Here is a 20,641-nt window from a genome sequence, read left to right as displayed (position 1 = left end):
CCGCCCCGTACGGCCCGGTCGGCGCTCTTCCGCCCGGAATCAGGCCGCGAACCGCTCGCGCCCGGTCGCCGCTCCACCCTCCAGCCCCGCGACGAACTCCTTGAGCCAGGCCGTGAATTCGGGCCCGAGGTCGGGCCGGTCGCAGGCCAGCCGGACCACCGTGCGCAGATAGTCGGCCTTGTCGCCGGTGTCGTAGCGCAGCCCGTCGAAGACGACTCCGTGCACGGTGCCGCCCGCGGCGAGGTCCTGGAGGGCGTCGGTCAGCTGGATCTCGCCGCCGCGCCCGGGCGGGGTGCGCTCCAGGGTGTCGAACACGGCGGGGTCGAGGACGTAGCGGCCGATGACGGCGTACGCGCTGGGCGCGTCCCGCGGCGACGGCTTCTCGACCAGGCCGGTGACGCGGACGACGTCGTCCTCGCCGGTCGGCTCGACGGCCGCGCAGCCGTAGAGCCGGATCTGTTCGCGGGGCACCTCCATGAGGGCGACCACGCTCCCGGCGTACCGGCCCTGGACGTCGAGCATCCGGCTGAGCAGGGTCTCGCGCGGGTCGATGAGGTCGTCGCCGAGCAGCACGGCGAACGGCTGGTCGCCGACGTGACGGCGGGCGCAGAGCACCGCGTGGCCGAGGCCGAGAGGCTCGCCCTGGCGGATGTGGTGGATGGCGGCCAGGCGGGCCGGGTCGCGCACGGCGTCCAGCCGTACCGCGTCACCCTTGGCGGCGAGCGCCTGCTCCAGCTCGAAGGCGTTGTCGAAGTGGTCCTCGATGGCCCGCTTGTGCCGGCCCGTGACCATCAGGACGTCGTCGAGCCCGGCCGCGGCGGCCTCCTCGACGACGTACTGGATGGCCGGCTTGTCGACGACCGGCAGCATCTCCTTCGGCGTCGCCTTCGTCGCGGGCAGGAACCGTGTACCGAGGCCGGCCGCCGGGACGACCGCCTTGCGGACGGCGCGGGCAGGGGCGGGGGCGGCTGTCGTGTGGGGGACGATCATGCGGCTCATGCTGGCGTACGGGGATGAGAGCACGCCGGGAGAAACCTCTCAGTCCGCTGTGTGAGCGGGACGGGAACTTGGAGATTGCGTGTGTCAACGGGCCTTGAGGGCACACAACTTGACGGCTCGGCTCCGGTGTTTTTCGAATGCGGGTGCGGATACCGTCGGTAACTTTTCTGAAGTTGCCGCTTTTTGAACCTGTGTCACTCCAACTTCTTGTTTCCTGTGATCTCTTTGTGCGAAAGTGAGCGCCCCCCCTGACCGACCGCTCATTACGACTCCCCATAACGCCCCGCACCTGACGCGGCATAGGTATGCACCAATCAGGCACCTGCTTTCCTACGGACGCGCATTTCGCATGCCGTCCTGCGGCTTGGAAGGAATTGGTCCAGTGCAATCCCCCTACCCCCCACGTCCCCCGTACGCGCCACGGCCCGGATCGAGCCCCGCGGAATCCGACCGTGACCTCATGGCCCGGCTCGACGCGGCCGGCACGGACGCCCACGCCGTCGCGCTCCTGATGGCCCGGCACTGGCGGGCGACCTACGACTACGCGGCCATCTGCCTTGTCTCCTCGGCGGGTTCGGCGTCCATGGCGGCCGCCGCCGCGTTCCACCGGGTGCTGGGACCGACGGGCGGCGGTGCGGTACGGCCCCGACTCCTGCGGGCGGTTCGGGAGACCGTCAAGGAGTGGGCCGCGGACGACGGCATTTCCGCCGTACTGCCGGAACTCCGCAAACCGACCGGCGGCCGTGGTCTGCGCGCGGCGAGGTCGGTCACCCCCGAAAGACGACAGCTCGCCGAGCGGGCATTCCAGGCTCTTCCGGGAGCCTCCCAATGCCTGCTGTGGCACACGGAGGTCGAGGCCGAGCCCATTTCCGTACCGGCCGGTCTGCTGGGGGTGGACACGGCCCGGGCGTCGGCCGCCCTGGAGCAGGCACGCGAGCAATTCCGGGTCGGTTGTGTACGGGCCCACCGGGAACTGGCGCCCACCACGGAATGCCGCTTCTACAACCGCCTCCTCGACGTCCCCATTCGCCGGGGCGCAGGCCTGCTGCCCGATGTCCAACAGCATCTGATGGCGTGCCGGTACTGCCGGCACGCGGCCGAGCAGCTCAGTCATTTCGACGGCGGACTGGAAGACCTGCTGGCCGAGACGGTCCTCGGCTGGCGCGCCCGCCGCTATCTCGACTCGCGGCCCGGCCGGGGCAACGACCAGGACACGTCGGCCGTGGGACTCGCCCTGCGGCACAGGCCAGGCGGCCGCCACCGTCCCGCTCAGGCCGGCCTCCTCGCCGCGCCGCGCAGGCATCCGAAGGCCATGCTCGTGGGCGCCGGTCTGACGTCCCTCGCCCTGCTCGTGACCGTGCTGGTCACCAAGGGCTGGTCCGACGAGGGCGGCGTCCCCGGACCCCGCGCCACCTGGGGCGCGGCCAGCGGCAACACCGTCTCCCCGGGCGCCGACGAGTCCCCGTCCGCCGGATCCCCGTCCGCCGCATCCGTGGGCAACCGCGTCGAGGTCGGACACGGCAGGCTCCGCAACGTGGTCGCCGGCCTCTGCCTCGACGTCCGCGGGGGCAGGTCCGAGGACGGCGCCGGGACCGTCCTGACGGCGTGCTCGGCAGCCGGGTCCCAGCAGTGGTCGTACCAGGACGACGGTCTGCTGCGCAGCGCCCTCGCTCCCACCCTCTGCCTGGACGCCGACGCCGGCGAGGGCTCGGTCGTCCTGGCCGACTGTGTGGTGCACGCCGGTGAGGTCCGCTACGACCTCACCGTCCGCGGGGAACTGCTGCTGCGCCGGGGCGGAGGCCTGCTCGTGGCGCCCGGACCCGGTAAGGCGCTGGTCGTCGCCGAGCGGGACGGATCGGCGGAGCAGCGGTGGGTGCTGGAACCCGCGAGCGGTGACGACGCCGGAGCGAAGGAGCGGGGCGAGACGCGGGGCGAGACACGGGACGGCAGCCCTGGGACACCGGGCTCGCCGCCGGCCGCCGCTCCGTCGCCCGACACCGATCCGCCGCACCCGGACCTCGAAGCTCCCCAGGGCGACCAGCCGCTCGCGCCGCCGCAGTACGAAAGGCGGATGGCCCAGGTCGGCACCGGCGCCTCCGGCGCCGACCGCGAGCCGGCCGCACCCGTGGCGAAGGTGGCGACCCTTCCGGGCACCATGCGGGACACCGCGGAGTCGGTCGCCGACACCGCCGTCACGACCGTTGCCACGGTCCTCGGCTAGCCGGGCCGTCGGAGGGCTGCAGGAGGGCGGGTCGGACGGGCTCGGATCTTGTCCGGCTCGGCATGTTCGGCCGCCCAGGGCGAGAGCGGCGTACACCCGTGGGGCGCCGAGGCGTCCCGGTGACCCGGTGACCCGGTAGGCTTCCCGCCGTGCGCCGGTTCACCGGGGCACGCCGGGAATGCAGGGACGCGAATCGGAGGAACCGGCGTTGCACGTCCAGGACTGGCTCGACACGGTGCCCGCGGTCGCCGTCTACGCCCTAGTGGGAATCGTCATCGGACTGGAGAGCCTGGGCATCCCGCTGCCCGGCGAGATCATCCTGGTGTCGGCCGCCCTGATGTCCTCGCAGCACGCGGGCATCGACCCGGTGATCCTCGGTGTCTGCGCCAGCGTCGGCGCGATCGTCGGCGACTCCATCGGCTACGCCATCGGCCGCAAGGGCGGACGTCCGCTGCTGGCCTGGCTCGGCAGGAAGTTCCCCAAACACTTCAGCGAGGGACACATCGCCACGGCCGAGCGGTCCTTCGAGAAGTGGGGCATGTGGGCCGTCTTCTTCGGCCGCTTCGTCGCCCTGCTGCGGATCTTCGCCGGACCGCTCGCGGGTGTGCTGCGGATGCCGTACTGGAAGTTCCTGATCGCCAACGTCCTCGGCGGGATCCTGTGGGCGGGCGGCACGACGGCCGTCATCTACTACGTCGGGATCGTCGCCGAGTCGTGGCTGAAGCGGTTCTCGTGGCTGGGGCTCGTGGCGGCGGTGCTGGTGGGGCTCACGTCGATGCTGGTGCTGAAGCGCAAGGCGAAGAAGGCGACGGCGCAGAAGCAGGCGGCCGAGCCCGAGCCGGAACCCGTCCCGGCCGCCGACTGACACTCAGTCCTGATGTACTTCGCCGTGCGCCTTCGCCAGGTCCGCGTACATCGTGCCGTTCAGCGTGACCCCTTGGCGCTCCTCCTCCGTCAGCTCCCGCCTCACCTTCGCGGGGACGCCCGCGACGAGTGAGCCGGGGGGTACCTGCATGCCCTGCGGCACCAACGCCTGTGCGGCGACCAGGGAACCCGCCCCGATCACCGCGCCGTTGAGAATCGTCGCCCCCATGCCGATCAGGCAGTCGTTCCAGACGCTCGCCCCATGGACGACGGCGTTGTGACCGACGGACACCCGCTCGCCGATCGTGACGGGAAAGCCGGGGTCGGCGTGGAGCGTGCAGTTGTCCTGGATATTGCTCTGCGCTCCGACGGAGATCCGCTCGACGTCGCCGCGCAGCACCGCGCCGTACCAGACGCTCGCCCCGGCCTCCAGCGTCACGTCCCCGATGACCGAGGCGGTGGGCGCCACGAACGCCTCCTCGTGGATGTCCGGTTCCCTGCCGCCGATGCCCGTGATCAACGCCTTCTGCCCCATGGCACTCTCCTCGTCGTCGACAACACCGGCACCGTACGCCACCTGTGGGGCGAAGATCACAGCCCCTCGATCTCATGAGGCCACATCACGCTGAGTACGGTAAGCGGGTGCCGAAGCGCAGGAACACGTTCTCATCATGGTCGCGCGGCCTCGCGCAGCGGGCCGTGCACGCGGGCTGGGCCTGGGTGCAGAGCACCGGCTCCGTCACCGCCGAACACCCGGGACGGTTCCGCTTCGGCGCGCTCGGCACGGGCACCCGGCTGGCCTTCCCGCTCGGCACCGTCTTCGGCGAACCCTGGATCCACCTCGGGGCGCACTGCATCGTCGGCGAACAGGTCACCCTGACCGCCGGGTTGATGCCCGACCTCGACCTCGGCCCGGAGCCGATCCTGCGCATCGGCGACGGAGTCGTCCTCGGCCGGGGCAGCCATGTCATCGCCGACACGACGGTCACCATCGGCAGCGACTGCTACTTCGGGCCGTACGTCTACGTCACGTCCACGAACCACTCGTACGACGACCCGCACGAGCCGATCGGCAAGCAGTGGCCGCGGATGGAACCGGTGGAGATCGGGCCGGGCTGCTGGATCGGGACGGGGGCGGTGATCCTGCCCGGCGCGCGGATCGGGCGGAACGTGGTCGTCGCGGCCGGAGCGGTGGTCCGCGGTGCGGTACCCGACCACGCCGTGGTGGCGGGGGCGCCCGCCCGGGTCGTACGGCGCTGGACGCCCGGCGACGGCTGGCAGCCGCCGCTCAGGACGCCGGCACCGGTGCCGATTCCCGAGGGAGTCACCCCGGAACAGCTGCGCCGGCTGGCCGGCCTGGACGACGAGACGGCGGCGAAGCTCGCCGAGCTGGACTGACCGAGGACTCAGCCCGTCGCCAGAAGCAGCGTGCCCACCAGGGCCAGTCCCGCTCCCGCCGCCTGCACCGCCCGCAGTCGTTCGCTGAGGAAGCCGCGCGCGGCCAGGGCGGTCACCACCGGGTACAGCGAGGCGAGGACGGCGGCGACGGTGACCGGGCCGTGCTGAGCGGCGACGGAGTACGTGCCGTTCGCCGCGACGTCCGCGAGCCCGACGAAGGCGAGCGCCGGCAGCGAGGCCCAGGGGAAGCCGCCCTCCGGGAGGGCGTCGGCGCCACGCTTCACGGAGACGTACAGGGCGGCGCCGCCCACGGCCACATTGGTCACGCGCTGCACGAACAGGGCGAGGAACAGGCCGGTCATGGTCGTCGAGGCCTCCGCGATCAGCGCGAACACCGTGCCGAAACCGAGAGCGGCGACCAGGGTCAGAAGGATGGTCCGGCGCTGCACGGGCGCGCCCCGCAGCTGTGGTCCGCCCGCGAGGACGACACCGGCCACGGCGACCGCGATGCCCGCGACCTGCACGACACCCGGCCGTTCGCCGAGGAAGAGGCCCACGCCGACGGGGACGGTCACGCTCAGGGTGGCGAGCGGGGAGACGACGCCCATCGGACCGAGCGCGAGCGCCTTGTAGAAGCAGAGGAGGGCGACCGGGCCCACCGCGCCGGCGGCGACCGCGAACCACAGACGCGGACCGGCTTCGCTCCAGGCGCCGGTCGCCACGACGACGGCGCCGAGCACGGCCGCCGCGACGGTCTGCGAGACGACCACCACCGTCAGCGCCGGGGTGCGCCGGGTCAGCAGTCCGCCGCCGAAGTCGGCCACGCCCCACAGCAGGCTGGTGGCCAGGGCGAAGAGTGCTGTCACGGTGGCCTCGCAGTACAGTTCGGTGAACGATGGGGTGCACCCACACGGTAGTTCAGTGAAATGAACTCTGTCATCCAGAATATTGGACTAGATGTTGGACGGAATGTGTCGGACCTCGACCTGCTGACCCAGTCCCTGGCGCGCAACGTCAAGCACTGGCGCGCGGTGCGCGGCTTCACCCTCGACGTGCTCGCCGCGCGGGCCGGAGTCAGCCGCGGCATGCTCATCCAGATCGAGCAGTCCCGCACCAACCCCAGCCTCGGCACGGTCGTCAAGATCGGCGACGCGCTGGGGATCAGCATCACCACCCTGCTCGACTACGAACAGGGGCCGAAGGTCCGGGTCGTCCCCGCCGAGCAGGCCGTCCGGCTGTGGCGCACCGACGCCGGCAGCTACAACCTCCTCCTCGCCGGCACCGAGGCCCCCGGCCCGCTGGAGATGTGGGAGTGGCGGCTGATGCCGGGCGAGAACAGCTCCTCGGACCCGCATCCCACCGGCACCGCCGAACTGGTCCATGTCACCGAGGGCGAGCTGACGCTCACCGTGGACGGCGTGGAGTACCGCGTCCCGGCGGGCGCGACCGCCTCTTTCGAGGCCAACACCCCGCACACGTACGGCAATCAGGGCGACGTTCCGATGCGGATGCTGATGGCCGTCTCCGTCCCGCCCGTGCACTGAGCCGGCCCGGGCGGCTTTGTTAGCGTGCGGTCATGGACGCACCCATCGGACACTTCGACCACGCCGTCCCCGCACCGGACTGCCTCGACGAGCTGACCCGCCCGGTCGCCGACGCCGTACGCCACTGGAGCGGCAGCGTCCCCGCCGAGCAGATCGTCTACGTCGACACCGACCCGCGGTGGGCCGACACCGCCGTCTTCGTCGAGCACTACGGCCGTGAGCTGCTGGAGAGGTCGGCGAACTGCGTGGTCGTCGCCGGCAGACGCGGCGGCGAGAGCACCCTGGCCGCGTGCGTCGTGCTCTCCACCGCCCGGGTCGACGTCAACGGCGTCGTGCGCCGCCAACTCGGCGCCCGCAAGGCCTCGTTCGCCTCGATGGACACGGCGACGGGGGAGACCGGCATGGAGTACGGCGGCATCACCCCGGTCGGACTGCCCGGCGACTGGCCCGTGCTGGTGGACTCCGCCGTCGTCGACCTGCCGTACGTCCTGGTGGGCAGCGGGCGGCGGCGCGGCAAGCTGCTGGTACCGGGGAAGGCGTTCGCGGAGCTGCCGGGTGCGGTGGTGCTGGAGGGGCTGGGGGTCGCCTGACTCTCAGGCCGCCCCGTGGTGGGCGAGGGCGTGGTGCGGATCCGCCTCGCCCGGCACCGGCGCCGGGTCGGCGTGCACCAGGGCCGCGGTGAGGCGCGGGACGGCGTGCAGCAGGGCGTGTTCGGCGTCCACGGCGATGCCGTGCGCCTGGCGTACCGTCGCCTCGCCGTCCACCACGACCGCCACCTCGGCACGCAGCCGGTGCCCGATCCAGCGCAGCCGCAGCTCGCCCACCTCCCGCACCCCTTCGACCTCCCGCAGGGCCTGCTCGGCCCGGTCCACGAGCGCCGGGTCGACGGCGTCCATCACCCGCCGGAACACCTCGCGCGCCGCGTCCCGCAGCACCAGCGTGATCGCGGCCGTGATCGCCAACCCCACAATGGGGTCGGCCAGTTGCCAGCCGAGGGCCGAGCCGCCCGCGCCCAGCAGCACGGCCAGGGACGTGAATCCGTCCGTACGGGCGTGCAGCCCGTCGGCCACCAGCGCGGCCGAGCCGATGTCACGGCCGACCCTGATCCGGTACCGGGCCACCCACTCGTTGCCCGCGAAACCGACCAGCGCGGCCACCGCGACCGCCGACACGTGCTCGACGGGCCGCGGATCGAGCAGCCGGTCCATGGCCACCCACCCCGCGAAGGCCGCCGACGCGGCGATCGTCAGCACGATCACGATGCCCGCGAGGTCCTCGGCGCGGCCATAGCCGTAGGTGAAGCGACGGGTCGCCGCGCGCCGGCCCAGCACGAACGCGATTCCGAGCGGTACGGCGGTCAGCGCGTCCGCGGTGTTGTGCACCGTGTCGCCGAGCAGCGCGACCGAACCGGAGACGGCCACCACGAACGCCTGCGCCAGGGCCGTCGCGCCCAGCACCGCCAGGGAGATCCACAGGGCCCGCATGCCGCGTGCCGACGACTCCAGGGCGGAGTCCAGCTTGTCGGCACTCTCGTGGGAGTGGGGAGTGAGGAGGTGTGCGAGGCGGCGGCGCAGGCCGGAGGCCGGGTGGTGGTGATGGGCGCCGTGGTCGTGCCCGTGATCGTGCCCGTGGCCATGGTGGTGTCGGTCGTGCTCGTGCTCGTGCTCGTGGTGGTGTCGGTCGTTCACGTGGGTCCCCTTCCGGTGTGAGGAGTGGACGCGCGACGGCCCACGAGGCCATTATGTGCGTATGAGCGCACGCATGCACCTATCACCTGCGAACGATGCGCACCCGCGCACCCCGGGCGAGGAACAGTTCGCACTCGCCGCCGAACTGCTCGCCCTGCTCGGCGACCGGACCCGGCTCACCCTGCTGCACGCGCTGGCCGCGGGAGAGGCCGACGTCACGACGCTCACGGAGGCGTGCGGGGCGGCCCGGCCGGCCGTCAGCCAGCACCTGGCCAGGCTCCGGCTGGCCGGCCTGGTGAACACCCGCAAGGAGGGCCGCCGGGTGGTCTACTCCCTGCCCGACGGCCATCTGCGCCGCCTGGTGGACGAGGCGCTGAACGTGGCGGACCACCGGCTCAGCGACCGGCCGCCGCACGACTGACGCACCCGGCCGAGCCGGGTCAGTACGCCGTGGCCGTGCCCAGATACTGCTCGGCGAAGGCCGCCCCGGCGGCGGGCGAGGTGAACAGGCGGCGGAGCCGGGCGAAGGTTGTGCCCGCGCGGTAGGCGTCGCCCGAGGAGGTGCCGTGGTAGACCTCGGAGAGCCACTGCGAGAACTCCTGGTAGTCCCACACCCGCCGCAGGCACGCCTCCGAGTAGCCGTCCAGGCCGGTCTCGTCGCCCTTGGTGAGGTACCCGGCGAGGGCGTCGCCGAGGAGGAACGCGTCGTGCAGGGCGAGGTTCATCCCCTTCGCCGCGATGGGGGCGGTCAGGTGCGCGGCGTCCCCCGCCAGGAAGAGCCGGCCGAACACCATGGGCTCGACGACGTAGCTGTGCATGTCCAGGACACGCTTTTCGATCAGCCGCCCCTCGGTGAGCGGGCCGAGGCCGGTGGCCGCGAGCCGCTCCTGGAGCTGCGACCAGACGCGTTCGTGCGACCAGTTCTCCGGGTCGTCGCCGGGCGGGCACTCCAGGTAGTACCGGGTCACCTCGGGGCTGCGGGCCATGTGCCCGGCGAAACCGTTCGGGTGGATGCCGAACACGACACAGTCGTTGGACGGAGGGGCCTCGGCGAGCAGCGCCAGCCAGCCGATGCCGTAGTCGTGCCGGGAGATGTGCGCCTGCTCGGGCAGGGCGCCACGGGTCGCCCCGCGCCCTCCGTCGCACCCCGCGACGAAGTCGCACTCGACGACCTCCCGCTCGCCCGTCTCCGCGCCGACGTACGACACCGAGGGCCGGTCGGTGTCCAGATCGTGCAGCTGGACGTTCCGCACGCCGAACCGCACCTGCCCGCTCCGCACGTCCGCGTACTCGCGCACCAGGTCCGTCACCAGCAACGGCTGCGGGTAGACGAAGTGATGCGTCCCCGTCAGCTCCACGTACGAGAAACGGAAGCGCTCACCGCCGAACCGGAACTCGCACTCGGTGTGCAGCTGCGCGCGCTGCAGCAAGGTGTCCGCGAGACCACGCCGCTGAAGCCCGCGCACGGCCCACTCCTCGAGGAGGCCCGCCCGCGGCCGCTGCTCGATGAACTCACGCGTCTCCGTCTCCAGCACGAGGCAGTCGACGCCGGCGGCCCGCAGGATGTTGCCGACGGTGAGCCCGGCGGGCCCGGCACCCACGACAACGACCGGAAAGCGTTGCGGAGCAACGGAGTTGGGAGGACTGGTGGCGGTCACCCGCACATTATGTCGGGGCGTCCGGGAGGGTTTCGGCAATTCCGGACGCAGCGGAATGCCCGCGTGACCACCCGAGCTGTCAGAGGTGTTGGTGCTGCGGGCGGCCAGGCACCGGCCCCTCGGTGTCCTCAGGGGGCGATGGGCCCGTCCGTCAGCCCAGGCGGGGGATCTCGATCGCCGGGCAGCGGTCCATCACCATTTCCAGCCCCGCGGCCCGGGTGCGGTCGTACGCGGCCTCGTCGATGACCCCGAGCTGGAACCAGACGGCCTGCGCACCCCTCGCCACCGCCTCGTCGGCGACCGCTCCGGCGAGGTCGCTGTTCACGAACACGTCCACGACGTCCACGTCGAAGGGGATGTCCGCGAGCGAGGCGTACCCCTGCTCCCCGTGCACCGTCTCCGCCTTGGGATGCACCGGCACGATCCGCTTGCCGTAGCGCTGCAGCACCTCTGCCACGCCGTACGCGGCGCGCTGCCGGTTCGACGACAGGCCGACCACGGCCCAGGTGTCACCGAGCCCGGTGAGGATCTTGCGGACCGTTGCCTCGTCGCCGTACACGGTGGTCTCCTCGGGGTCGCGAACGCACTGACCTCTGGCACAACAGCGCGCCGCGACCGTGGATTCCCCACCGTGATAGCTTGCCGAGGCCAGTCGAACCCATGACACGTGGGTCAGGGAATCCGGTGCGAATCCGGAGCTGACGCGCAGCGGTGAGGGTGACGGGCGGGGCCTCGGCCACTGGACGACGGTGTGTCGTCTGGGAAGGCGCCCCGACCGGATGATCCCGAGTCCGAAAACCTGCTGGCGGCCCTCGCGGTGACGTACGGCGGGGGAGCACCGTACGACCGGGCTCCGCGTTCGAGCCCTCGACGATCGAGGACCATTCCCGTGCAGATAGCACGTCTTGCCCGTCCCTCCGCCCTGCTCGCGGCCGGATCCCTGCTCCTGGCAGGCTGCGGCGACGCCGGCACATCCGCTGCGAAGGCCGCGGTCAGTCTCGACAACTGCGGCCGTACGGTACGCGTCGAGGCCCCGCCGGAGCGTGCCGTCTCCCTCAACCAGGGCACCACCGAGATCATGCTCTCCCTCGGCCTCGCCGACCGGATGGCGGGGACGGCGACCTGGACCGACCCCGTGATGAAGGGCCTGGAGAAGGCGAACGCGAAGGTGGAGCGGATCGCCGACAACAACCCCTCCTTCGAGCGCGTCCTGGACGCCGAGCCGGACTTCGTCGCCGCCTCCTTCGTCTCCACGCTGGGGAAGGGGGGAGTGGCCTCGCGGGAGCAGTTCGAGAAGCTCGGCGTGCCCACGTACGTCTCCCCGTCCGACTGCGCCGGCAAGGACAACTCCGGCGACGGCGACGGCGCACGGTCCGAGCCCCTTACCGCCGAGGCCGTCTACGGCGAAATACGTGACCTGGCAGCCGTCTTCGGGGTGAAGGAACGGGGCGACAAGCTCGTCGGCGAGCTCAAGGCGCGGATGGCGAAAGCCACTTCCGGCATCCACGCCTCGGACGTGACCCTCCTGTACTGGTTCGCCAACTCCGAGTCGCCCTACATGGCGGGCTGCTGCGGCGCTCCCGGCGTCATCACGCGCTCCCTGGGCGCCAAGAACGTCTTCGACGACACACACGACGAATGGCCGCAGATCAACTGGGAGACGGTCGCCGACCGGGACCCCGACGTCCTCGTCATCGGCGACCTGACCCGCAAGTCGCAGACCGCCGAGTCGGCCGAGAAGAAGATCGCCTTCCTGGAGTCCAACCCGGTCACCAGGAACATGGCCGCCGTCCGGCACCAGCGGTACGTCCTGCTGAGCGGGCAGGCCATGAACCCGACCATCCGCACGATCGAGGGCGTGGAGCGGGTCGCGGCCGGCCTGCGCGAGTTCGGGCTCGTGAAGTGACCGCCCGGGCGGTCCTGCTCGGTGCGGCCGGGACGGTCCTGCTGTGCTGCTCCCTCGCCGTCGCCATCACCATCGGCCCGGCCGACATCCAAGTCGCCGACGTGTGGTCCGTCGTCGCTGCCCATCTGGGCGTCGGCACCTCGGAGTTGACGCCGATCCGGGACGGCATCGTGTGGCAGCTCAGGCTGCCGCGCACGCTCCTCGCGGCCGTGTGCGGCGCCGGACTCGCCGTGTGCGGCGCGGTGATGCAGTCGCTGCTGCGCAACCCGCTCGCCGACCCGTTCGTCCTCGGGGTGTCCTCGGGCGCGTCGACCGGGGCCGTACTGGTGGTCGTGCTGGGCGTCGGCGGGGGCGCGGTGTCGGTCCCGGCGGGCGCGTTCCTCGGCGCCCTGGTGTCGTTCGCGCTCGTGCTGTTCCTCAGCCACACGCTCGGCGGCGGCACCGACCTGGTCGTCCTCGCCGGCGTCGCCGCCATGCAGCTCTTCTCCGCCCTCACCTCGTTCGTCGTGATGACCGCGGCCGACGCCGAGACCACCCGGGGCGTCCTCTTCTGGCTCCTCGGCTCCCTCGGCGGGGCGGGCTGGACCGACGTGTGGGTGTGCTTCGCCGTCCTGGCCGTGGCGCTGGTGGTGTGCCTGTCGTACGCCCGCACCCTGGACGCCTTCGCCTTCGGGCAGGACGCGGCGGCCGCCCTCGGGGTGTCCGTGGCCCGCACCCGTCTGGTGCTGCTGTGCGTCACGGCCCTGCTCACGGCCGCGCTGGTCAGCTCGGCCGGGGCCATCGGCTTCGTCGGGCTGGTGCTGCCGCACGCCGCCCGCGCCCTGGTCGGCCCCGGCCACGCCCGGCTGCTGCCGGTCACCGCGCTGGCCGGGGCGGTCTTCCTGGTGTGGGTCGACACGCTGGCCCGCACGGTCCTCGACCCGCAGGAGGTGCCGGTGGGTGTCGTGACGTCCCTGATCGGAGTGCCGGCCTTCGTGGCGGTGCTGTACCGGACGCGGAGGGTGCGGTGAAGGAGACCCTGCGCACGGAGTCCGACGCGCCCGCCGCCTCAGCCGAGGGCCTGCGTGCCGACCGGGTGAGCCGCCGAGCCGACGGCCGCCTCATCCTGGACGGCGTCACCCTCGCGCCCGCACCGGGCTCCACCGTCGGTCTCCTCGGCCCCAACGGCTCCGGCAAGTCCACCCTGCTGCGGCTGCTGGCCGGCCTGCTCGGGCCGAGCGCCGGCGTCGTCACGCTCGACGGCACACCGGTGGCCGGTCTGCCCCGCCGCGAGGTCGCCCGGCGCCTCGCCGTGGTCGAGCAACAGGCAGACACCCAGGTCGAGTTGACGGTCCTGGACGTCGTACGGCTCGGACGCGTCCCGCATCGCCGCGCCTGGACGCCCGCCGCCGCGCACGACGAGGCGGCCGTGCGGTCGGCCCTGGACCGCGCCGGGCTCACCGATCGCGCCGACCAGCCCTGGCACACCCTGTCGGGCGGTGAACGCCAGCGGGTCCAGATCGCCCGCGCGCTCGCCCAGGAGCCCCGCGAACTGCTCCTCGACGAACCCACCAACCACCTCGACATCCACCACCAGCTCGACCTGCTGTCCCTGGTCACGGCCCTCCCGGTCACCGCCGTCGTCGCCCTGCACGACCTCAACCTCGCCGCGATGTACTGCGACCGGGTGGTCGTCCTGCACAGCGGCCGGGTCGTGGCGAGCGGCACCCCGGGTGACGTCCTGACCGAGCGGCTCATCGCCGAGGTGTACGGGGTGCGGGCCGCCGTGACCCGCGAGGGGCCCGAGGAGCGGCCCCATGTGCGGTTTCTGGGCACGCTGATCTGAACGTGTGTTCGGGCGGGCGGTGGCGCGGTGCGGTCCGCGCGCCTACGCTCACCTCGTGCTGCGCATCACCGACGCCCGAACCGGCGAGCCCGTCGACCCCGCCCCCGCCCGCCGGGGTCTGACCCGTGTCCACGCGCATGCGGCGGGCCACGACAGCACCGCCCTGCGCGTGCTGCTCGTCGCCGACGTCCTGTTCCGGGCCCTCGAACTCGGCGGCACGCCCGTCTGGGCGCTGCTGACGGGGGAGCGGCAGCAGACGGAACTGCGAGCAACCGCGGCGGCCCTCGGCATCCGGCCGTTCGAGGACAGCCGGGACGTCTCGTCGGGGCTGGGGGAGGCGCAGGTCATCCACGTGGTGGCCGACAGTGAGCCCGTCCCCGACGGCGTCCGCATCTGCGTCGGCCCGGTGGACCAGGCATCCGGCGCCGTCCCGGAGGGCGCCGACCCCGCCGTCGTACGCCTCGCGCTGCTCTCCCGGCACCGGAGCGAGCCCGTGCGGCTCGACGCGGACACCCTGGGGGAGGCCGGCGAGACCCTCGCACGGTGGCGGCGCGCGGTCGCCGACTGGGCGCGCAGGCCGTCGCGGGCGATTCCCGAGGAGGTGCGCGGAGAGCTCCGTACCGCCTGGGAGGACGACCTGGACATCCGCGCGGTGCTCGGGGTGCTGCGCGGGGTGGAGACCTCGGACCTGCCCGAAGGCGCCCGCTTCGAGACGTACGCCTACGCCGACCGGCTGCTGGGTCTCGAACTCACCCGCGACGTGGGATCGCCGGCGTGATCGCGCGGGCGGGAGCGGGCCCGCTGCGTCACCTGCTCGTCCTGCGGCACGCCAAGTCCGCCTGGCCGGAGGGCGTCCCCGACCACGAACGCCCGCTCGCCCCGCGCGGCCGCCGTGACGCCCCGGCCGCCGGCCGGGCCCTCGCGGAGGCGGACCTGCTGCCGGACCTCGCCGTGTGTTCCACCGCCGTACGCGCCCGGCAGACCTGGGAGCTGGCCTCCGCCCAGTGGGGGACACCGCCGCGGGTGCGGTTCGTGGCCCGGGTGTACGCGGCGGACGTGTCCGGCCTGCTGGCCGTCGTGCACGAGACGCCCGCACAGGTCGACACGCTGCTGCTGGTCGGGCACAACCCCGGCCTGGAGGAACTGGTCCTCGGCCTCGCCGGGGACGGCCTCGACGACACGCTGGACGAGGTGCGCCTGAAGTTCCCCACCTCGGCGATCGCCGTGCTCGCCTGGCGTGGCGCCGCCTGGTCGGATCTCGCCCCGGGCACGGCCCTGCTGACGGACGTGATCGTCGCGCGCGGCAAGAAGAAGTGACCGGGAGAAGGCCGAAGACCGGGAAGCGGATCAGCCCGCATAGGGTGGTCCGATGCAGGACGAGTACCGCACAGTGGCCCGCGCCGGAGTGCACGAGACCGAGGTCAACCGCTCCCGCTTCCTGTGCGCCCTCGCCCCGGCGGCCACCGAGCAGGAGGCCCAGGACTTCGTCGCGGGCATCCGGAAGCGGCACGCGGACGCCACGCACAACTGCTTCGCGTACGTCATCGGCGCCGACGCCGCGATCCAGAAGGCGAGCGACGACGGCGAACCCGGCGGCACCGCGGGTGTCCCCATGCTCCAGATGCTGCTGCGCCGCGACATGCGGTACGTCGTCGCCGTCGTCACCCGCTACTACGGCGGCGTCAAACTCGGCGCCGGCGGGCTCATCCGGGCCTACGGCGGAGCGGTCGGCGAGGCCCTGGACACCCTCGGCACCCTCACCCGCCGCCGCTTCCGGCTGGCCACGGTGACGGTCGACCACCAGCGCGCCGGCAAGGTGCAGAACGACCTGCGGGCGACGGGCCGCCAGGTGCGGGACGTGCGCTACGGCGAGGCGGTCACGATCGAGATCGGCCTGCCGGACGCCGACGTCGAGGCCTTCCGGGCGTGGCTCGCGGACGCGACCGCGGGAACGGCCGCGCTGGAACTGGGCGGAGAGGCGTACGGGGACGCCTGATCAGCCGGCCGCAGCCGCAGCCGCAGCGGCAGCCGGGGTCCGGGCATTCCGCCCACTGTCACACCCCTGACCCGAGCTTCAGGAGTCGGCCGAAGAGGGCGACGGAGTCGGTGCCTCCATCACCTCCGCCAGCCGGCCCAGCGCCTTGAGCACCCACTCCCGGTCCTCCCCGAGCCCGGCCGGCAGCTCGACCTCGGCGGCGGGTTGTCGGGGGGAAGCGGTCGTCGACCGCCTTGGCGCCCGCGGGGGTGATGGTGACCAGGCGGCACGGCGGTCGGCGGGGTTCGGGGCCCGGGAGATGAAGCCGCGCCGCTCCAGCTTGGCGAGGGTCTTGCTGATGCCCGCGCGGGACAGACCCAGGTTCATGGCGGGGCGGCGGGCGATGAGCGGGTCGGTGGCGTGGCGGAGCGGGATGAGCATGTCGACCTCGGGCGCGGTGAGCGGGGCGCCCTCGTAGAGAGGCTCGACGGCGCGGTCGAGGAGGCCGGTGGCGGGTTTGAGGAGGGCCACCACGTCCATGGGGGAGGTGTCGAGGCCGGGGTTGTGGCGGGACCAGTGGGCGCGGTTCCGCCAGGGGCACGGCGAACCGGAGCACCGCCGGCCGGCCTGACCCGGCCGCGCGCACGATGCCTCGCCCTCGCGCAGGTGGACGCCGTGACCCGACGAACCCCTGGGCGGGAAGCGGTCGTTCCCCGCGGGAGGAAGTGGCGTCGGCATCTCGCCCGTCACACCGGTCACTTCGCCAATCGCGGCATCAAGGACATTCCCTGTCATCTGATGTCGGATGGGGTGACGGACAGAGGTTCGTGGTGGATCAGGTACCGGCAGGCGTTAGCGTGGTGGATGCTGACGGCGAGCTTGTGTTGGTTCGTACTGGTTCCAGGGGTGTTGTAGGGGGAGATATGCGGGTCGGAGCGGGTTTGTGAGATTGCTGCACACTTCCGACTGGCATCTCGGCCGGGCGTTCCACCGGGTGAACATGCTCGAAGCCCAGGCGGAGTTCATCGGCCACCTCGTCACGACCGTGCGCGAGCGCGGCGTGGACGCCGTCGTCGTGTCGGGGGACGTGTACGACCGCGCGGTGCCGCCGCTCGCGGCGGTCGAGCTGTTCGACGACGCCCTGCACCGTCTCGCCGACCTCGGCGTGCCCACGGTGATGATCTCCGGGAACCACGACTCGGCCCGCCGGCTGGGCGTGGGCGCGGGCCTCATCGACCGCGCGGGCATCCACCTGCGGACCGAGCCGTCGGCGTGCGGCACGCCGGTGGTGCTGTCCGACACCCATGGCGACGTGGCCTTCTACGGCCTGCCCTACCTCGAACCGGCCCTGGTGAAGGACGAGTTCGGCGTGGACAGGGGGGCCGGACACGAGGCAGTGCTCGCGGCCGCCATGGACCGGGTCCGCGCGGACCTCGCCACGCGCGCGCCCGGCACCCGCTCCGTCGTCCTCGCGCACGCCTTCGTCACCGGTGGCGAGGCCAGCGACAGCGAGCGGGACATCACCGTCGGGGGAGTGGCCGCCGTGCCCGCCGGTGTCTTCGACGGCGTCGACTACGCGGCACTGGGGCACCTGCACGGCTGCCAGACCATCACCGAGCGCGTGCGCTACTCCGGCTCCCCGCTGCCGTACTCCTTCTCGGAGGCCGACCATCGCAAGACCATGTGGCTCGTCGACCTGGACGCCGGCGGTTGTGTCACCGCCGAGCGCGTCGACTGCCCGGTCCCGCGCGCACTGGCCCGCATCCGGGGGCGCCTGGAGGAACTGCTCGTCGACCCGGACCTAGGCCCGCACGAGGACGCCTGGGTCGAGGCGACCCTCACCGACCCGGTCCGCCCCGCCGACCCCATGGCCAAGCTCAGCGAGCGCTTCCCACACACGCTCAGCCTCGTCTTCGCCCCCGAGCGGGCGGCGGACGACCCCGCCGTGTCGTACGCCAGGCGACTCGCCGGGCGCACCGACCAGCAGATCGCGGAGGACTTCGTGGCCCACGTGCGGGGCGCCGGACCCGACGAGCACGAGCAGGTGGTGCTGCGGGACGCGTTCGACGCGGCGCGTGCGGACGAGGCCGTGCGGGAGGTGGCCCGATGAGACTGCACCAGCTGGAGATCACCGCGTTCGGGCCCTTCGGCGGCTCCCAGAGTGTCGACTTCGACGACCTGTCGGCGGCCGGGATCTTCCTGCTGCACGGGCCGACCGGCGCCGGGAAGACCTCCGTCCTGGACGCCGTGTGCTACGCGCTGTACGGCTCCGTGCCGGGCGCCCGGCAGTCCGGTCAGGGGCTGTCGCTGCGCAGCGACCATGCCGCGGCCGGTACGCGGACCGGGGTCCGGCTCGAACTCACCGTCGCCGGGCGCCGGTTGGAGATCACCCGGCAGCCGCCCTGGGAGCGGCCCAAGAAGCGCGGCTCGGGCACGACGCTCGACAAGGCCCAGAGCTGGCTGCGCGAGTACGACGCGGCGACCGGCGCCTGGAAGGACCTGAGCCGCTCCCACCAGGAGATCGGCGAGGAGATCACCCAGCTGCTCGGCATGAGCCGCGAGCAGTTCTGCCAGGTCGTCCTGTTGCCCCAGGGCGACTTCGCGCGGTTCCTGCGCGCCGACGCCGAGGCACGCGGCAAGCTGCTCGGCCGTCTCTTCGACACCCACCGCTTCGCCGAGGTCGAGAAGCGGCTCGCCGAACGCCGCCGCGCCACCGAGACCCAGGTGCGTGACGGTGACTCCGAGTTGCTGGCCGACGCGCATCGCATGCAGCAGGCCGCCGGGGCCGCCATGGAGCTGCCGGACCTGGCGCCGGGCGAACCCGGCCTGTCCGACGCCGTCCTGTGCGCGGCGGCGATCGCCCGCAGCACCGTCCGCGAACAGCTGACGATCGCCCACTGCCGGCTCACGGCCGCCGAGTCCGCCCAGGCGGCGGCCGACCGCGCGCTGGCCGACGTACGCGAACTGGCCCGGTTGCAGCGGCGGTTCGCCGACGCGCGGGAGCGGGCCGCACTGCTGGAGGAGCGCGCCGACGGCTACCGCCAGGCGCAGGAACGCATGAACCGGGCCCGCAAGGCGGAGGCGGTGGCACCCGCGCTGGACCTGCGGGATGCGGCGGACACGGAACACCGGCGGGCCGCGGCGGCGGAGGCACGCGCGCGTGCGCTGCTGCTGGACGCCCTCGGCGACGGGGAAGCGGGTTTCCCGCCCGGCGCCGTTCCCGGCGAAGGGCACGCGAACGCCGGACCGGAGGATACCGGTGGGCGGACGAGTGCCGGACCGGAGGAGGCCGATGCCGACCCGCACGCGCTTGCCCGGCCGTCGGCCGCCTTCGCGGACGCCGGTGCCGCCGGACTCGCCGCCGCCGCACGGCGGGCCGCCGAGGAGCTGGGCGGGCTGGAGTCCGCCCGCCGCGGCGAGCGTCGGCTGGCGCAACTCATCGCGGAACGGACCGAGTTGGAGCGACAGGAACGGGACGACGAGGACGTCCGGCAGGAGGCCGAGACCTGGCTCGCCGGGTGGGAGGAGACCCGGGCCGGACTGCAGAGCCGTATCGAGTCCGCGCAGGAGGCCGCGGCCAGGGCCGAACAGCTCGCCGTCCAGCGCGAACCCGCCCAGCGGCGGCTCCGGGCGGCCCGGCAGCGCGACCAGTTCGCTCTCGACACGGACGCCGCGCAGCGCCAGGCACTCGCCTCGGCCGAACGGGCCGTACAAGCCCGCACCCGCTGGCTCGACCTCAAGGAACAGCGCCTGAACGGCATCGCCGCCGAACTGGCCGCGAACCTCGCCGACGGCGAGCCGTGCGCCGTCTGCGGAGCCACCGAACACCCCGCCCCCGCCCGCAAGGTCGCCGGGCACGTCGGGCGCGAGGCGGAGGAGAGCGCCCTCGCCGCCTACCAAAGGGCCGACGAACAGCGGGCCGAGGACGAACGGAGCTTGGGCGTCGTGCGAGAGGCACTGGCCGCCGCCACCGCGGAGGCCGGCGACACGCCCACAGAGCAACTCTCCCAAGAAGCGGACGAGTTGGAACGGCTCCACGGGCAGGCGCGCCGGGACGCCTCCGTGCTGCACCCCGCGCACGAGGAGCTGCGCCGGGCCCAGGCCGAGCACGAGCAGCGGACCGCCGCCCAGCAACAGGCGGCGGTCCGAGCCGCCTCCCGGGTCGGCCATCGCGAGCGGCTCGACCGCGAAAGGGCCACCCTGGAAGGTGAGTTGGCACAGGCGCGCGGCGTCGCCGACAGCGTGGCCGCCCGGGCCGCTCAGCTGGAGCGGCGGGTCACGCTGCTCACCGACGCCGCCGACACCGCACGCGCCGCCGAGGACACCGCCCAGCGACTCAAGGACGCCGACGCCCGCCTCGCGGACGCCGCCTTCCGCGCCGGGTTCGACACCCCGCAGGCCGCGGCCGCCGCCCTCCTCGACGAGGCGGCCCACCGCGAGCTGCAACGGCGGCTGGACGCCTGGCAGTCCGAGGAGGCCGCCGTACGCGCGGTCCTCGCCGAGGCCGACACCGCGGCCGCCGCCCAGCAGCCCGCAGCCGACCTCACCGCGGCGGAGCGGGCC

21 protein-coding genes and 1 riboswitch are annotated in these 20,641 nt (G+C 73.0%); of the genes, 14 read left to right on the top strand and 7 right to left on the bottom strand.

Features of this window, described 5'->3' with window-relative positions; genetic code table 11:
* Nucleotides 1–39: 39 nt before the first annotated feature.
* Complete coding sequence (gene galU / locus ACWBNA_RS39300) at nucleotides 40–990, bottom strand: UTP--glucose-1-phosphate uridylyltransferase GalU (protein WP_482709352.1); 951 nt, start codon at nucleotides 988–990, stop codon at nucleotides 40–42.
* A 469-nt stretch (nucleotides 991–1,459) separates the two neighbouring features.
* On the opposite strand from galU, the gene ACWBNA_RS39295 reads away from it, so the two are divergent.
* Nucleotides 1,460–3,220 (top strand): RICIN domain-containing protein, encoded by a 1,761-nt coding sequence (locus ACWBNA_RS39295; RefSeq protein ID WP_482709351.1) that lies wholly within the window; start codon nucleotides 1,460–1,462, stop codon nucleotides 3,218–3,220.
* 208 nt (nucleotides 3,221–3,428) lie between these two features.
* Nucleotides 3,429–4,085, top strand: coding sequence for a DedA family protein (locus ACWBNA_RS39290; protein WP_482709350.1), 657 nt, complete (start codon nucleotides 3,429–3,431; stop codon nucleotides 4,083–4,085).
* 3 nt (nucleotides 4,086–4,088) lie between these two features.
* On the opposite strand, the gene ACWBNA_RS39285 is transcribed toward ACWBNA_RS39290, so the two are convergent.
* Nucleotides 4,089–4,619, bottom strand: a complete 531-nt coding sequence (locus ACWBNA_RS39285; protein WP_482709388.1) for a gamma carbonic anhydrase family protein — start codon at nucleotides 4,617–4,619, stop codon at nucleotides 4,089–4,091.
* Nucleotides 4,620–4,726: 107 nt separating this feature from the next.
* Here ACWBNA_RS39285 and ACWBNA_RS39280 point away from each other — a divergent pair, with 107 nt between their 5' ends.
* The gene (locus ACWBNA_RS39280; protein ID WP_482709349.1) at nucleotides 4,727–5,482 is read left to right on the top strand and encodes an acyltransferase; all 756 of its coding nucleotides are present in this window, start codon (nucleotides 4,727–4,729) and stop codon (nucleotides 5,480–5,482) included.
* A gap of 8 nt (nucleotides 5,483–5,490) precedes the next feature.
* Here the strand turns inward: ACWBNA_RS39280 and ACWBNA_RS39275 are convergent, their stop codons facing one another.
* Entirely contained in the window at nucleotides 5,491–6,348 is an 858-nt protein-coding gene (locus tag ACWBNA_RS39275) for an EamA family transporter (RefSeq protein WP_482709348.1), read from the bottom strand.
* A 105-nt stretch (nucleotides 6,349–6,453) separates the two neighbouring features.
* On the opposite strand from ACWBNA_RS39275, the gene ACWBNA_RS39270 reads away from it, so the two are divergent.
* Complete coding sequence (locus ACWBNA_RS39270) at nucleotides 6,454–7,026, top strand: helix-turn-helix domain-containing protein (protein WP_482709347.1); 573 nt, start codon at nucleotides 6,454–6,456, stop codon at nucleotides 7,024–7,026.
* Between the two features lie 32 nt (nucleotides 7,027–7,058).
* Nucleotides 7,059–7,616, top strand: coding sequence for a YbaK/EbsC family protein (locus ACWBNA_RS39265; RefSeq protein ID WP_482709346.1), 558 nt, complete (start codon nucleotides 7,059–7,061; stop codon nucleotides 7,614–7,616).
* A gap of 3 nt (nucleotides 7,617–7,619) precedes the next feature.
* Here the strand turns inward: ACWBNA_RS39265 and ACWBNA_RS39260 are convergent, their stop codons facing one another.
* Complete coding sequence (locus ACWBNA_RS39260; protein WP_482709345.1) at nucleotides 7,620–8,714, bottom strand: cation diffusion facilitator family transporter; 1,095 nt, start codon at nucleotides 8,712–8,714, stop codon at nucleotides 7,620–7,622.
* Nucleotides 8,715–8,775: 61 nt separating this feature from the next.
* Between ACWBNA_RS39260 and ACWBNA_RS39255 the strand changes: the two genes are divergently transcribed.
* Entirely contained in the window at nucleotides 8,776–9,135 is a 360-nt protein-coding gene (locus ACWBNA_RS39255; RefSeq protein WP_383867161.1) for an ArsR/SmtB family transcription factor, read from the top strand.
* Between the two features lie 19 nt (nucleotides 9,136–9,154).
* Here the strand turns inward: ACWBNA_RS39255 and ACWBNA_RS39250 are convergent, their stop codons facing one another.
* On the bottom strand, nucleotides 9,155–10,372 hold the full coding sequence (locus ACWBNA_RS39250; protein WP_482709344.1) for a 4-hydroxybenzoate 3-monooxygenase: 1,218 nt from the start codon (nucleotides 10,370–10,372) through the stop codon (nucleotides 9,155–9,157).
* A gap of 151 nt (nucleotides 10,373–10,523) precedes the next feature.
* Nucleotides 10,524–10,931: a CoA-binding protein gene (locus ACWBNA_RS39245; RefSeq protein ID WP_482709343.1), complete on the bottom strand. Its 408-nt coding sequence runs from the start codon at nucleotides 10,929–10,931 to the stop codon at nucleotides 10,524–10,526.
* A gap of 73 nt (nucleotides 10,932–11,004) precedes the next feature.
* Nucleotides 11,005–11,193, top strand: a riboswitch (cobalamin riboswitch).
* A gap of 68 nt (nucleotides 11,194–11,261) precedes the next feature.
* Here ACWBNA_RS39245 and ACWBNA_RS39240 point away from each other — a divergent pair.
* Genes ACWBNA_RS39240 through ACWBNA_RS39215 form a run of 6 tightly spaced genes read left to right on the top strand, consistent with a single transcriptional unit; the run spans nucleotide 11,262 to nucleotide 16,099 of the window.
* The gene (locus tag ACWBNA_RS39240; RefSeq protein WP_482709342.1) at nucleotides 11,262–12,278 is read left to right on the top strand and encodes an ABC transporter substrate-binding protein; all 1,017 of its coding nucleotides are present in this window, start codon (nucleotides 11,262–11,264) and stop codon (nucleotides 12,276–12,278) included.
* Nucleotides 12,275–13,288 carry a FecCD family ABC transporter permease gene (locus ACWBNA_RS39235; protein ID WP_482709341.1) on the top strand — a complete coding sequence of 338 codons (1,014 nt, stop codon included), beginning with the start codon at nucleotides 12,275–12,277 and terminating at the stop codon, nucleotides 13,286–13,288. The genes ACWBNA_RS39240 and ACWBNA_RS39235 overlap by 4 nt, the downstream gene beginning before the upstream one ends.
* The gene (locus ACWBNA_RS39230; RefSeq protein ID WP_482709340.1) at nucleotides 13,285–14,103 is read left to right on the top strand and encodes an ABC transporter ATP-binding protein; all 819 of its coding nucleotides are present in this window, start codon (nucleotides 13,285–13,287) and stop codon (nucleotides 14,101–14,103) included. Before ACWBNA_RS39235 ends, ACWBNA_RS39230 begins: the two co-directional genes overlap by 4 nt.
* 55 nt (nucleotides 14,104–14,158) lie before the next feature.
* Nucleotides 14,159–14,881, top strand: a complete 723-nt coding sequence (locus tag ACWBNA_RS39225) for a hypothetical protein (protein ID WP_482709339.1) — start codon at nucleotides 14,159–14,161, stop codon at nucleotides 14,879–14,881.
* Nucleotides 14,878–15,420: a SixA phosphatase family protein gene (locus ACWBNA_RS39220; RefSeq protein ID WP_482709338.1), complete on the top strand. Its 543-nt coding sequence runs from the start codon at nucleotides 14,878–14,880 to the stop codon at nucleotides 15,418–15,420. Before ACWBNA_RS39225 ends, ACWBNA_RS39220 begins: the two co-directional genes overlap by 4 nt.
* A 52-nt stretch (nucleotides 15,421–15,472) precedes the next feature.
* Nucleotides 15,473–16,099, top strand: coding sequence for a YigZ family protein (locus ACWBNA_RS39215; protein ID WP_482709337.1), 627 nt, complete (start codon nucleotides 15,473–15,475; stop codon nucleotides 16,097–16,099).
* A 78-nt stretch (nucleotides 16,100–16,177) separates the two neighbouring features.
* Here the strand turns inward: ACWBNA_RS39215 and ACWBNA_RS39210 are convergent, their stop codons facing one another.
* Entirely contained in the window at nucleotides 16,178–16,618 is a 441-nt protein-coding gene (locus ACWBNA_RS39210; protein ID WP_482709336.1) for a MarR family winged helix-turn-helix transcriptional regulator, read from the bottom strand.
* 403 nt (nucleotides 16,619–17,021) lie between these two features.
* Here ACWBNA_RS39210 and ACWBNA_RS39205 point away from each other — a divergent pair, with 403 nt between their 5' ends.
* On the top strand, nucleotides 17,022–18,188 hold the full coding sequence (locus tag ACWBNA_RS39205) for an exonuclease SbcCD subunit D (RefSeq protein ID WP_482709335.1): 1,167 nt from the start codon (nucleotides 17,022–17,024) through the stop codon (nucleotides 18,186–18,188).
* Nucleotides 18,185–20,641, top strand: a 2,457-nt coding sequence (locus ACWBNA_RS39200) for an AAA family ATPase (protein WP_482709334.1), incomplete at its 3' end; no start/stop codon positions are given. The genes ACWBNA_RS39205 and ACWBNA_RS39200, both read left to right, overlap by 4 nt.

The sequence above is a fragment of the Streptomyces sp. Q2 genome, assembly GCF_056820935.1.
The sequence above is the reverse complement of the archived record's forward strand: the minus strand, read 5'-3'. Positions and strand labels throughout refer to the sequence as shown.

Bases quoted from the DNA above. Each gene is read 5' to 3' on its own strand.
- galU (WP_482709352.1), bottom strand. From the start codon at position 990: ATGATCGTCCCCCACACGACAGCCGCCCCCGCCCCTGCCCGCGCCGTC.
- ACWBNA_RS39295 (WP_482709351.1), top strand. From the start codon at position 1,460: ATGGCCCGGCTCGACGCGGCCGGCACGGACGCCCACGCCGTCGCGCTC.
- ACWBNA_RS39285 (WP_482709388.1), bottom strand. From the start codon at position 4,619: ATGGGGCAGAAGGCGTTGATCACGGGCATCGGCGGCAGGGAACCGGAC.
- ACWBNA_RS39265 (WP_482709346.1), top strand. From the start codon at position 7,059: ATGGACGCACCCATCGGACACTTCGACCACGCCGTCCCCGCACCGGAC.
- ACWBNA_RS39255 (WP_383867161.1), top strand. From the start codon at position 8,776: ATGAGCGCACGCATGCACCTATCACCTGCGAACGATGCGCACCCGCGC.
- ACWBNA_RS39215 (WP_482709337.1), top strand. From the start codon at position 15,473: ATGCAGGACGAGTACCGCACAGTGGCCCGCGCCGGAGTGCACGAGACC.
- ACWBNA_RS39210 (WP_482709336.1), bottom strand. From the start codon at position 16,618: ATGGACGTGGTGGCCCTCCTCAAACCCGCCACCGGCCTCCTCGACCGC.